This is a genomic window from Marinobacter fuscus (assembly GCF_003007675.1).
In the GTDB taxonomy this organism is placed as follows: Bacteria; Pseudomonadota; Gammaproteobacteria; order Pseudomonadales; family Oleiphilaceae; genus Marinobacter; species Marinobacter fuscus.
The window spans coordinates 154,176-166,936 of record NZ_PXNP01000076.1; the positions used below are offsets into that span (position 1 = coordinate 154,176).

The 12,761-nt window shown below is 58.2% G+C and carries 14 protein-coding genes; 9 read left to right on the top strand and 5 right to left on the bottom strand.

Annotation, left to right across the window (positions count from 1 at the left end):
• Positions 1–143 precede the first annotated feature (143 nt).
• The 8 genes from C7H09_RS10245 (at position 144) to C7H09_RS20530 (ending at position 7,293) form a co-directional block, all read left to right on the top strand.
• The gene (locus C7H09_RS10245; RefSeq protein WP_106762420.1) at positions 144–593 is read left to right on the top strand and encodes a c-type cytochrome; all 450 of its coding nucleotides are present in this window, start codon (positions 144–146) and stop codon (positions 591–593) included.
• 10 nt (positions 594–603) lie between these two features.
• On the top strand, positions 604–2,019 hold the full coding sequence (locus C7H09_RS10250) for a cbb3-type cytochrome c oxidase subunit I (protein ID WP_106762421.1): 1,416 nt from the start codon (positions 604–606) through the stop codon (positions 2,017–2,019).
• A 65-nt stretch (positions 2,020–2,084) separates the two neighbouring features.
• Positions 2,085–3,035 (top strand): 4Fe-4S binding protein, encoded by a 951-nt coding sequence (locus C7H09_RS10255; RefSeq protein ID WP_106762422.1) that lies wholly within the window; start codon positions 2,085–2,087, stop codon positions 3,033–3,035.
• Positions 3,036–3,048: 13 nt separating this feature from the next.
• The gene (locus C7H09_RS10260; protein ID WP_106762423.1) at positions 3,049–4,872 is read left to right on the top strand and encodes a nitric oxide reductase activation protein NorD; all 1,824 of its coding nucleotides are present in this window, start codon (positions 3,049–3,051) and stop codon (positions 4,870–4,872) included.
• An 11-nt stretch (positions 4,873–4,883) separates the two neighbouring features.
• Positions 4,884–5,459 carry a cytochrome c oxidase subunit 3 gene (locus tag C7H09_RS10265; RefSeq protein WP_106762424.1) on the top strand — a complete coding sequence of 192 codons (576 nt, stop codon included), beginning with the start codon at positions 4,884–4,886 and terminating at the stop codon, positions 5,457–5,459.
• 10 nt (positions 5,460–5,469) lie between these two features.
• A complete protein-coding gene (locus tag C7H09_RS10270; protein WP_106762425.1) occupies positions 5,470–5,709 on the top strand; it encodes a cytochrome C oxidase subunit IV family protein in 240 nt (79 codons plus the stop codon).
• Positions 5,710–5,865: 156 nt separating this feature from the next.
• Positions 5,866–6,975, top strand: a complete 1,110-nt coding sequence (locus C7H09_RS10275; RefSeq protein ID WP_106762426.1) for a DNA cytosine methyltransferase — start codon at positions 5,866–5,868, stop codon at positions 6,973–6,975.
• Between the two features lie 93 nt (positions 6,976–7,068).
• Complete coding sequence (locus tag C7H09_RS20530; RefSeq protein ID WP_420844189.1) at positions 7,069–7,293, top strand: HNH endonuclease; 225 nt, start codon at positions 7,069–7,071, stop codon at positions 7,291–7,293.
• Positions 7,294–7,338: 45 nt separating this feature from the next.
• On the opposite strand, the gene C7H09_RS10285 is transcribed toward C7H09_RS20530, so the two are convergent.
• The 5 genes from C7H09_RS10285 to C7H09_RS10305 are packed head-to-tail and all read right to left on the bottom strand — an operon-like array spanning position 7,339 to position 10,808.
• Positions 7,339–7,713: a hypothetical protein gene (locus tag C7H09_RS10285; RefSeq protein ID WP_106762427.1), complete on the bottom strand. Its 375-nt coding sequence runs from the start codon at positions 7,711–7,713 to the stop codon at positions 7,339–7,341.
• Positions 7,685–8,467, bottom strand: a complete 783-nt coding sequence (locus C7H09_RS10290; protein WP_106762428.1) for a CbbQ/NirQ/NorQ/GpvN family protein — start codon at positions 8,465–8,467, stop codon at positions 7,685–7,687. The genes C7H09_RS10285 and C7H09_RS10290 overlap by 29 nt, the downstream gene beginning before the upstream one ends.
• Positions 8,468–8,479: 12 nt before the next feature.
• Positions 8,480–9,205, bottom strand: a complete 726-nt coding sequence (locus C7H09_RS10295; protein WP_206074308.1) for a substrate-binding domain-containing protein — start codon at positions 9,203–9,205, stop codon at positions 8,480–8,482.
• Positions 9,206–10,426, bottom strand: a complete 1,221-nt coding sequence (locus tag C7H09_RS10300) for a cytochrome D1 domain-containing protein (RefSeq protein WP_106762429.1) — start codon at positions 10,424–10,426, stop codon at positions 9,206–9,208.
• A gap of 16 nt (positions 10,427–10,442) precedes the next feature.
• Positions 10,443–10,808 (bottom strand): c-type cytochrome, encoded by a 366-nt coding sequence (locus C7H09_RS10305; RefSeq protein ID WP_106762430.1) that lies wholly within the window; start codon positions 10,806–10,808, stop codon positions 10,443–10,445.
• A 224-nt stretch (positions 10,809–11,032) separates the two neighbouring features.
• On the opposite strand from C7H09_RS10305, the gene C7H09_RS10310 reads away from it, so the two are divergent.
• Positions 11,033–12,760 carry a nitrite reductase gene (locus tag C7H09_RS10310; protein WP_106762431.1) on the top strand — a complete coding sequence of 576 codons (1,728 nt, stop codon included), beginning with the start codon at positions 11,033–11,035 and terminating at the stop codon, positions 12,758–12,760.
• Position 12,761 lies beyond the last annotated feature (1 nt).

Consider the following 12,761-nt stretch of genomic DNA (forward strand, 5'->3'; position numbering starts at 1 on the left):
TATCATCTACCTCCCTGGAGGTAACTCCCCAGCGCAATGGAGAAAGTTCCAACCATCTTTGATAATCATCAATAGCATTGGGGATACATCTTTATATCCTAGTGGGGCAGTCAGGTATTTCAAACAACCAAGGAGAGAGACCTATGGCCGAGCGCTTTACCAAAAGCATGGCCAGGAACATATATCTGGGCGGGAGTGCGTTCTTCGTCCTGTTGTTCCTGGCTCTGACTTTTGACACTCAGCTGCGTGCTATGCCCGAGCGGGATAACCGCGAGGAGCTCACCGAGCAGGTAGTCCGTGGCAAACATCTGTGGGAAAAGAACAACTGTGTCGGTTGTCATTCCATCATGGGCGAGGGTGCCTACTTCGCGCCTGAACTGGCCAACGTGTTTGATCGCCGGGGCGCCGGTGATACCGAGGTCTTCAAGTCTTATATGAAAGCCTGGATGAACGCCATGCCCACCAACATTCCCGGTCGCCGCCAGATGCCGAACTTCGGCCTGACCGACGCGGAAATCGAGGACCTGGCTGCCTTCCTGGAGTGGACATCCAAGATCGACGACAACAACTGGCCACCCAACATCGAAGGCTGAGGGAGCAGATATGAAATACGAATCTCAAAGGGTCGCCATGCCCTACTTCATCTTTGCCCTGATTCTGTTTGCCGGCCAGATTGTGTTCGGCCTGATTCTGGGTCTCCAATACGTTGTGGGCGATTTCCTGTTTCCGGAAATTCCATTCAACGTTGCGCGGATGGTGCATACCAACCTGCTGATTGTCTGGCTGCTGTTCGGCTTTATGGGCGCCACCTACTACCTGGTACCGGAAGAAGCCCAGACCGAGCTGCACAGCCCGTTGCTGGCGTGGATTCTGTTCTGGGTATTCGCCGCTGCCGGCACCCTGACCATTCTGGGCTACCTGTTTGTGGACTACTCCACCCTGGCGGATATCACCATGAACAAGCTCTTGCCCACCATGGGCCGAGAGTTCCTGGAGCAGCCCACGATCACCAAGATCGGCATAGCCGTGGTGGTTGTCGCCTTCCTGTACAACATCGCCATGACTGCGCTGAAAGGCCGCAAGACCGTGGTCAACATTGTACTGATCACCGGCCTGGTGGGCCTGGCCGTACTCTGGCTGTTCTCTTTCTATAACCCGGGCAACCTGGCCACCGACAAGTACTTCTGGTGGTTTGTGGTTCACCTCTGGGTAGAAGGCGTGTGGGAACTGATCATGGGTGCCATCCTGGCCTATGTACTGATCAAACTGACCGGTGTTGACCGCGAAGTGATCGAGAAGTGGCTGTACGTGATCATCGCCATGGCCCTGATTACCGGCATCATCGGTACCGGCCACCACTTCTTCTGGATCGGGCCGCCCGAGTACTGGTTGTGGCTGGGCTCTGTGTTCTCTGCGCTGGAGCCGCTGCCGTTCTTCATGATGGTGGTCTTCGCCTTCACCATGATCAACCGTCGCCGCCGGAACCACCCGAACAAGGCCGCCACCCTTTGGGCCATGGGGACAACCGTTATGGCCTTCCTGGGCGCTGGCGTGTGGGGCTTCCTGCACACCCTGGCACCGGTGAACTACTACACCCACGGCAGCCAAATCACCGCCGCCCACGGCCACATGGCCTTCTACGGTGCCTACGTGATGATTGTACTGACCATCATTTCCTACGCGGTGCCGATCATGCGTGGCCGTCCATACGGCAACAGCAACACGGCGCAGATTGTGGAAATGTGGGGCTTCTGGCTGATGACCATCTCTATGGTGTTCATCACTCTGTTCCTGACCGGCGCCGGAGTGTTGCAGGTGTGGCTGCAGCGGATTCCGGAAAGCGGCGAGGCACTGTCTTTCATGGCGGGCCAGGATCAGATTGCCCTGTTCTACTGGATGCGATTCGTCGCCGGTGCCTTCTTTATGGCTGGCCTGGTGGTGTACTTCGGCAGCTTCTTCATCAAGGGCGCAGCCAGCCCGGCTGAAGAAGTCCGCGGTCCCGCCACAGCCGATGCCTGATAGATAAGGCTTAACCGCCGGGGCTATCGGGCCCCGGCACATTCCCTGAACCCTGGACCGTTTCCGTGCATGCGCAGACCGTTAACCCGAAAGACACCCTGCAACAGAAGCGCCTGATTACCCGCTGCGCCTTCTTTCTGTTGTTTCTGCTTGCGCCTGTACTGAATATTTTCCGTTACGACCTGACCGAAACCCACTTTGTTCTTTTCGGGTTTCCCCTCTCATTCAACCTGAATCTGAACTGGGTTGCCCAGAGCACCCCCACCGAAGTGGCCGGGCAGATTCTGTTCTGGTTCATACTGCCGATTATGGTGCTGGTGCCTCTGGTGCTCTGGATAGCGTTCAAATGGGGCCGTCTGTACTGTGGCTGGCTGTGCCCGCATTTCTCTGTGGTGGAAACCATCAACGGCCTGATGACCCGCATTACCGGCCGCCCCACCCTCTGGGAAGCCCTGAAAAAAGGCAGTACCGGCAAAATTATCCACTGGGTAGGCCTTACCCTGGTGTGTGGCCTGATCGGTTTTTCCTGGGCGCTGGCGATGTTGTCCTATCTGCTGCCGCCCATTCCCCTGTACACCGACCTGGTCACCGGCCAACTCAGCCTTTACCCGAGCATTTTTCTGGCGGTCGCCACCTCGGTGTTTACCTTTGACTTTCTGTTTGCCCGGCACCTGTTCTGCAAATACGGCTGCGCCTTCGGCATTGTGCAGAGCATTGCCTGGATGACCAACGGCAAGGCGCCGGTGGTCACGTTCGATACCGCACGGGCCGCGGCCTGCCGGGACTGCACCAAAGCCTGTGACGAAGCCTGCCCGATGCGACTGCCAACCCGCAGCCACAAACGGGCGAAATTCAGCTGTACCCAGTGCCTGCAATGCGTAAGCGCCTGCCGGGAAGTACAGAAAGACAACCCGGAAGGCTCCCTGCTGACCTGGGAGCCTGGCCAACCCGGCAAGCAGACGGTGCTGATACCGGTTCGCCAGGTCGATGTTGCGCCGCGCCAAACGCGGGCCTGAAAGAGGATACAAAATGGAAGAGTGGGTCGGACTCAAATGGCATGATTATGTTACCCGCCAGGCCATGGGAGAGTTTCCCGAATACGCCGTGCACCTTAAAGACGAGGCCCGAACCCTTGGTGTGCTGTTTCGCGCCATGGGCGGCGATCCGGCGCTGAGCCTGGTGACCGCCGAGCCCCGGCACTTCCAGATCCGGCGCCGCTTCCTGCAGAAGCTGGCAGGCACCCACCGCAAGTTCGAACTGGCCTGGCGCGACGAAGAAAGCCTGCGCCTGCCTGACCGCCTGGCGCTGTTCCCTTCGAAGAAAATCAACCGGGAACTCTACCTCTGGCTGGCCGCGCTCGCCTCGCTGGGGGAAATTCATCACCACAGCTGGCTGCAGGGCAATCAGGCCATGGTGCAACAACTGCTGGCGCGCTGGCCGGGACTGGAGCCGGTGTATCAGCGGTTGGTCAAACACACCCTGCAATGGCGGCCAGACCCGGACAGCCTGCCCGCCAACGAAGGCAAACGGGAGCAGGCGATCCGCCAGGCCCTGATTCACCCGGGCAGCGTGGAGGAACTGCCAGACGCTCTCACCGACCCCTGGCCGGTGATTCTCTGGCTATATCCGGTACTGGCCCGAGGCAAAGTCAAAGGCCAGGTTCTGGGCGATGACAACACCAGTTCCCAACCCGGCGGCCTGGCCAAAAAACGCAAACGCCGCCGTGCCGAACGGGTGGATGCCTTCGACAAAGACCAGGGTCTGATGCTGTTCCGCCTGGAAAACCTGTTCTCCTGGTCGGAATTCATTCCGGTAGACCGGGCCGGTGATGACAGCGAAGAGGAAGACGCCGACGCCGTGGCGGACGACATGGATATGATCTCGGTGTCGCAAGACCGGCGCGAGGCGTCTTCCGCGATCAAGTTCGACCTGGATCTGCCTTCCGAAGAGCACGACGACCTGCGCCTGGGGCCAGGCATTCACCTGCCCGAATGGGACTGGCGCCGACAGGCGTTCCGGGAAAAATTCTGCTGCCTGCAACCCATGCTCAGCAAAGAAGCCGTCCCCAGCCCACTGCCGGAACACCTCAAGCGCCCGGCTCAAACCCTGCGCCGCCAGTTCAGCGCACTCAAACCGCTGCGCCAGTGGGAACGGCGGCAACTGGAAGGCGAAGAGCTGGATCTGGATGCCTGCCTGGAGCGGGCCGTGGAGTTTCAGCGCGGCAGCGGCGAACTCCACCAGAAGCTGTTCCGCCAGTGCAAGCAAAACCAGCGGGATCTGGCCTGCCTGATTCTGGCCGACGTGTCCTTGTCTACCGACACCTACATCAACAACCACCAGCGGGTGATCGACATTGCCCGGGATGGCCTGCAACTGCTCAGTGAGGCCCTCACCGCCAGCCGCGACCCCTTCGCCCTGTTCGCGTTTTCCTCAAGACGACGGGATCACATCCGTTTCCATCACCTCAAAGGCTTTGATGAACCCTACAACGATGTCAGCCGGGGCCGCATTCAGGCGCTGGAGCCGGGCTATTACACCCGCATGGGTGCAGCCATCCGGCAATCCATCAAACTGCTGCAGGCGCGGCCGGAAAGCCAGAAAATCCTGCTGTTGCTGACCGACGGCAAACCCAACGACCTCGACCTGTACGAAGGCCGCTACGGCGTGGAAGACACCCGCATGGCCGTTCAGGAAGCCCACAAGGCAGGCCTTATCCCCTTCTGCGTCACCATCGACGAAGAAGCCAACGAATACCTGCCCTACATCTTCGGCAGCAGAAACTTTGTAGTGATCAAAGACCCGGTACAGCTGCCGGGCCAACTGCCCAAACTCTATATGAACCTGACCCGCTAACGGAGACCGAAATGACCGAACTTCAGGCCCGGCGCCCAGCACACCTGCCCGGAGACATCGCCGTCTGGATTTTCATTTTTGCCGAACTGGCCGTGTTTGCCATCATGTTTATCGGCTTTGGCATCGCCCGCAGCCTCGACCCGGACACCTTCCACGCCGGGCGCCAGGCCCTGCATCCCTGGACCGGGCTGATCAATACCTTCGGCCTGATCACCGCCAGCTATCTGGTGGCCCTGTCGGTACATCGCCTGCGCGACCGCAAACCCGGCACCGCCGCCCTGCTCTGGGCCGGTGTCGCCGCCTCGTCCATCTACACCTTCGGCAAACTCTGGGAATACGCCGACCTCTACAGCAACGGTTACAACCTGGGCACCGACACCTTCTTCATGTTCTATTTCTTCCTCACCTTCTTCCACTTCATGCACGTGGTACTGGGCCAGATCATCCTGGTGGTGCTGGCGGTAAAGGTAAAGAAAGGCGACTACAACGGCGATGACATGAACGGCATGGAATCCGGCGCCTCCTACTGGCACATGGTCGACCTGGTGTGGCTGGTGCTGTTCCCGATGCTTTACGTGCTGGCTTGAGGAGACTGATATGTTAGCGGTTTACGTTGCCCTGATGATCTGCACCATGACCCCGGTGATCGCCATGCAGGCCGGTGCCGACCTGTCCGTTCTGGTGTGGCTGGTGTTCGCCCTGGTGATTGTGAAAGCCGTGCTACTGGTCGACCACTTCATGGAAATGAAACACGCCCCCTGGGGCTGGCGCATGGCCGCCCAGGGCTGGGCGATTGTGGTCGTGGCTGTGTTGGCGGGGGTTCGCTGGCTGGGTTAGATGAAATAAAATAGCGCTGATCGCGGTTATAATCCCCACTTGTTTTTTGCCTGCGAAGCAACGAAGCTTGCTCACTCGGCCTTCCTATAATACTGTACATATAAACAGCATCCGGGTAACGGCATACATATTCAAGATCGTGCACAGGGGCGACCAATGGCGAGCAAGCACCAACTGATCGATCTGTTCTGTGGAGCAGGCGGACTGTCTTTGGGATTCACAGATGAACGGTTTTGTGGCGATTTCGAGAGCATTCTGGCTATTGATAACAATATAGACGCGGTCAATACCTATAATGCGAATTTCGGTAGTGACCAGCACTGTCATCACGCCAATATTGATCACTGGCTCGAATCCCACCAGGTTCCGCCTGCCGATATCGTGATTGGCGGCCCGCCATGCCAGGGCTTCAGTCTGCTCAATAAAAATCGAGAGGGTGATATTCGCCGGGCCCTGTGGGAGCCCTACATGGATATTGTCGAACTATCCGGAGCCTCCATATTCGTCATGGAGAATGTCCCCGGGTTACTGAAAAGCCCGGAGTTCTCGGACATTTGCAAACGCGCTGGCGACCTGGGGTTCGAACTGCTCCAACCCGCCGTTTTGAACATGGCAGATTACGGCACCCCGCAAACGCGAAAGCGAGCCATCGCGATCGGCATCAAAGTCGATGACTTCAAGTTTGGTATGCTTCCGGATTTCCCGCCGCCCAAAACCCATTCGGCACCGGGGATCTCGGATAACCTGCCGGATTGGCGTACCGTGAAAGAGTTTATTTCCGATTTACCAGAACCGGAAGGCACCGAGATTCGCCATTCAGAAGCGCCTCCTTTGAATCTGCATTTTGGCAGAACACCTACCCAGCAAAGCCTGGAAAGGTACAGAGCCGTGCCCCCGGGAGGAAATCGATTTGATCTCCAGCGCAATCGCCCGGACATCACGCCCCAATGCTGGATTAACAAAAAGTCCGGAGGTACAGACCTTTTCGGCAGACTCTGGTGGGACAGACCGTCGGTAACCATTCGCACCGAGTTTTTCAAACCGGAAAAAGGGCGATATCTGCATCCAAGCATGGACCGGCCTATTACTCATAGAGAGGCCGCACGCCTCATGTCTTTCCCTGATGACTTCGTCTTTACCGGCAGCAAAATTGAAGTAGCGCGCCAGATCGGCAATGCGGTTCCACCCATTTTTGCCGGTGCCGTGGCACGCTTTGTCTCCGACCTTATGGCGCACAAGAAATCAAACGAGAGGAAAGTGGCGTAGCATGGCCCGGCGCTCTCAACGAAACAACCCTGAACAGCTCCGCAGGCACCTGCGCATGATCGAAAAATACCAGACCCAGTTCGAATAAAAGTACTGGAAAGGGACGGCTTCACCTGCCGACACTGTGGATGGAACCCCGAAAACGGCAACTCCGCCGATCGCTATCGTACCCTTCTGGAACTGCATCACATAGAGCATCACGCCAAAGGTGGAGCGAACACTCCCGAAAACCTGATTACGCTATGCAATATCTGCCACGATGAAGTTCATCGCGGCAATATTGCAGCAGACACGTTGACCTCTGTTCTAAAAAGTTAAGTGGCTCAGGATCGTCCTTTGTGCCTCTCCTGAGCCCCAGAAAGATCAGATCAGCTTTTTCGGAAACGACGGCGGCTTGTGCCCGATGGCCTGCGCCAGTGAAATCATCCCCCAAAGCACGAACGAAGTGTGAAGCACCACCGCCCAGACAATCGCGTAAGTCCAGAATAACCCGGTGTTGCCGTACACAAGCCAGCAAATCGCCACCCCGGAGCTGATCAACACTGCGCCGAGAATCGACATATACACCCCGGCCTTGCTGTGGGCCCGGCGCAGCTCACTGGCTTCACCGGATTTTATGGCAATGGTCAGCAGCACCAGAAAGCCAATGATCGGCAACGCCAGCAAGTTCAGCAAATACCAGATAACCGGAGCAATCGCCCCGGGGTCTTTAGTCTTCAGACTGTCCGAATACCGCATACACCACCTCCATCAGTGCATTTACCGTAACCGCATCGTCCGACAGCGGTTCAATCATACCGGCCCGGCAGGCCTCGATATGAGGCATACCCGACGCCACCAGATACGCTGTATGGATCAGCAACCGGGTAGATGCCGCTTCCTCCAGATCGTGATCTTTCAGCTTTCTCAGGGAGGTTGCCAGATCCACCAGCTGTTTTGCCAGCGCCTCGTCACAACCAGATTCTTCCTGGACGATCTTCTGCTCCAGAGCCGGTTCCGGATAGTCGAAACTCATCGACACAAACCGTTGCCGGGTGCTGGGTTTCATGCCCTTGAGCAGACTCTGGTAGCCGGGGTTGTAAGACACCACCAGCATAAATCCGGGCGCGGCCTGCAGCAGCTCGCCCGTGCGCTCGATGGGCAGTTCCCGGCGGTCATCCGCCAGCGGATGCAACACCACCGTCGTGTCTTTGCGGGCTTCCACCACCTCGTCAAGATAGCAGATGCCGCCTTCCCGAACCGCTCGGGTCAGCGGCCCGTCTTGCCAGTAAGTGCCTTCGGGCCCGATCAGGTGTCGGCCCACCAGGTCTGAGGCGGTCAGATCGTCGTGACAGGCCACGGTGTACACCGGCCGCCCGAGTTTTTCGGCCATATAGCGCACGAACCGGGTTTTGCCACAACCGGTTGGCCCCTTGATCAGCACCGGAAGGCCGTTTTCAGCGGCGGCGGTGAACAGTTCGACTTCGTTGCCTGCGGGTTGATAGAAGGTCATGCAGAGTCCTTTTCAGTGCGGGGAGCCGGTTCTGGCAAAGCCGTGAACCCACTCCGGAAAAACGATGAATATCTGCCGGTCGTCACTGCGTTTCAGGTCGGCCAGTGCCGCCAGGCAGGGTTCGCCAGCAGCCGAACCCAGCGGCTGTTCGGCATACCAGCCTGCGCCTGAAACCTCGGCGCCTTGCCAGGTAATGGTCAGCCCCTGGGCTTCAAGAAACGGCGTTACCAGCCCCAGCTCCGACACCGCAGCATGGGTATTATTGTGCAACAACAAGCCCAGAGCAGAGCTGAAGTCCCCAGCCTCGTAACGCTGGCCCTTATCCGGCCGGACACCCTGCTGTGCCAGGGCTGCCAGCGCCAGGCTGCCGGACAGCGGATCGGCACCGGCAATCAGCGATACACCCCGCCCCTCCAACTCGGCCAGCGAACCGACGCCAGCGGTCTTGCGGGTTACCCAGACCGGTACTGGCAACTCGCCAACCCGGTTCAGAGCAGTCAATACCAGCCGCCCTTCTGTTACAGCGGGCCGGTACACCAAATCAGCCGCCTGGCGCTGGTTGAAGCCCAGTTCCACCTCGCAGTTGCGGCTGGCCAGGTACTTATGCAATCGATAACCGGCCACGGTGGTGGAGCGGGCGTCGGTGCTTACATTCAGCCGAAGTGGTTCGCCCGCCTGGGTAAGCCCGGCGGCGAACAACCCCGCCGCCAGCAGCCATCCACTTCGAACAGGTGTCACTTACAGGCCCAGCCTGTGGGCCCGGCTGGTAAAGAAAATACCGGACGGTTTGTGAGCTGGCAGTGTTGCCACTGGCTCCAAGGTACGGGTGCTGTAAACGGTCACCCGGTCGCTGTCCCGGGAGGATACCCAGACCTCTTCACCCCGGGGCGTGAACTCCATATGCAGTACCGATTTGCCCGGCGCCAGCGTACGAATAATTTTCCGGGTCTGGGAATCGATCACCTGCACCACATCATTCTTCGGATGGGCAAAGCTGACCCAGATCTGCCGATTATCCGGGCTGGACATCACAAACACCGGCTGGCCCTGCACGGGGATGCGATCCACCATGCTCCAGTCAGTCATATTGGCAACCAGCACTTCATGACGCCCCACCGCAGGCACAAAGGCGTAGCCATCGGCAATGGCCCAACCTTCCAGATGCGGCATCTTGTAAACCGGCAACCGCTGTTCGCCCTTGCCGTAGTCCGGCAGGATGGTCTGCGCCCCCTTTTCCGGTGCCCACAAATCCATCATCGACAGACCGTCTTCACCAAACAGCCCGGCGATGTAATAACGGCCGTCGGGCGTGATCAGAGAATCGTAGGGTTCCTTGCCCGCGTCGTACCGGGCAACATCCGGCGGTGTGGAATGCATGTCTACCGTCCAGATCTCGCCAGCCTCAAACAGGCTGAAGACAAACTGGTTACCCGGGGCATCCACCAGGCCCACCGTTTTCGACTGCCCCTGCTCACCCTCGGCATTGGTGTAGACCGCTGGAATTTCCATCAGGGTCTCCAGCGTTTCGGCATCAAAGATATTGACCCCGCCCGGTTCATAGTTGGACACCGCCACATAGCGGCCATCCTGGGAAATCGCGCCACCAATACTGTTGCCACCCTGAATCACCCGTTCGCTGATGGTGCGGGTAAGCAAATCGACTTTGGTGAGCCCGCCGTCACGACCAAACACATAGCCGTAACGCGCATCCCGGGAATACACCACCGAGGCATGGGACAGGTCGCCGAGCCCTTCCACCCGGCCAAGAATTTCGTGTTCCGAATGATCAATCACCAGCACCGACCCCGTGGCCCGCTCGATAATCAGCCCCAGGTCACCCGTGCCCCGTAAAGTCACGGGTTGATCGGCAGATGAAGATGAGGAGGACGATGGCAACGACTGACAGCCCGCAAGCGCGGTGGCCAGGCTAAGTACAACAGGCGCAAGATATCGTTTCATGGGAATCCTTGAGGCATCAGCGGCTTTGAAGGTCGGCGTGTTCCGGCGCAAGCAGCGCGCCGGATTTCAGTTGCTGGCTGATCCAGGCAATCTGCGGGTCCGTCAGCAGGGCTTTCCAGGGCGGCATGGCGGTACCGGGTACGCCTTCGCGGATAATGGCGGCAATGGCCAGTGCCGGCAGGCTGGCAATGTCTTCCGGCCTCAGAGGTGGCCCAAGCCCTCCCTTGAGTTTCAGCCCGTGGCAGGAACCGCAGTCCTGAATCACAAAATTCTTCAACTCGGCCTCGTTTTCCGGAGCGCCTGCGAGGGCGTTGGCCGTGATCAGCATCAAACCAGCCAGCACACTGTGCCGCCAGCGAAAGCCCGCAACGGACTTTTTCATTACAGCTCTCCCGAACGATGTATGGCCATGCTGCAATTCCAGCAAAATCATGACCTTGATATTGATTAAATTTGAGCAGGGTATCCACTGGTCTTTAGATATACAGCATATACCCATGGGGAGGTACTCTCTTGAAAAGCTATCTTTTTCTGACATTAATCAAGGCTCACAACCTATAACAAGAGAACCCTAGGAGTACTCTTGAACCCCAAGGAGAGACCCTGATGAGAGTAAGCCAAATGATGATCAAACCACTGGCCCTGGCCGTGGCCATTACGTCTATGGGCGTAATGACTGCCCAGGCCCAGACCAAGAAGCATGTAGACCCCGCATCCGCTGCCTATGAAAGCGCACCCAGCGCGATCGACGCAGCCTCTGCCAAAGTTGTGCGTTCACCGGGTGCCCCGGATCTGACCGACGCCGAGTTTGAAAAGGCCAAGCAGATCTACTTCGAGCGTTGCGCCGGTTGTCACGGCGTTCTGCGTAAGGGCGCCACCGGCAAGCCGCTGACCCCGGACATTACCCAGGAGCGCGGTATTGATTACCTGAAGGCCTTCATCAGTTACGGCTCTCCGGCGGGTATGCCGAACTGGCTCACCTCCGGTGACTTCGACGAAGCCACCGTCGAACTGATGGCCAAGTACATCATGCACGAGCCGCCCCAGCCTCCCGAGTATGGCCTGGAAGAGATGAAGGCCACCTGGGAAGTGGTGATTCCGCCCGAGGATCGCCCCACCAAGCAGATGAACAAGCTGAACCTGAAAAACCTGTTCAGTGTGACCCTGCGTGATGCCGGTGAAATTGCGCTGATTGACGGCGACACCAAGGAGATCGCCCACATCATCAAGACCGGTTATGCGGTGCACATCTCCCGGATGTCTGCCTCTGGCCGGTACCTGTTTGTTATTGGTCGTGACGCCCTGGTGAACATGGTTGACCTGTGGATGGAAAACCCGGACACCGTCGCCAAGATCAAGGTTGGCATGGAAGCCCGCTCTGTCGAGACCTCCAAGTACAAGGGCTGGGAAGACAAGCTGGCGATTGCCGGTACCTACTGGCCGCCCCAGTTCGTGATCATGGACGGTGAAACCCTGGAGCCGAAGAAGATCGTAGGCACTCGCGGCATGACCGTTGGCACCCAGGAATACCATCCGGAGCCACGGGTTGCGGCCATCGTTGCCTCCCATGCGCACCCGGAATTTATCGTCAACGTGAAAGAAACCGGCAAGATCATGCTGGCCAACTATGAAGACCTGGACGCGCTGTCCATCACCACCATCGACGCCGCGCAGTTCCTGCACGACGGTGGCTGGGATGCCAGCATGCGTTACTTCCTGACCGCCGCCAACAACTCCGACAAGATCGCTGTTGTGGATGCCCAGGATCGTAACCTGGAGGCCCTGGTGGATGTTGGCAAGATCCCACACCCGGGACGTGGCGCCAACTTCATCGACCCGGATCACGGCCCGGTATGGGCAACCTCTCACCTTGGTGACCAAACCATCCAGATGATCGGTACCGATCCGAAGAACCATCCGGACAAAGCCTGGAAAGTCGTACGCACAGTCGATGGCCAGGGTGGTGGCTCACTGTTCGTGAAGACCCATCCGAAGTCCAAGAACTTGTATGTGGACACAGCTCTGAACCCGGCCGAAGCGGTCAGCCAGAGTGTTGCAGTCTTCGACATCAACAACTTCGACAAAGGCTATGAAGTACTGCCGATTGCCGAGTGGGCCGATCTTGGCGAAGGACCCAAGCGTGTGGTTCAGCCCGAGTACAACGTGGCGGGTGACGAAGTCTGGTTCTCTGTCTGGAATACCTCAGACAAGAAATCAGCCATCGTGATCGTGGACGACAAGACTCGCAAGTTGAAGAAGGTAATCAAAGACGAACGCCTGATTACCCCGACTGGCAAGTTCAACGTCTACAACACTCAGCACGACGTGTACTAAG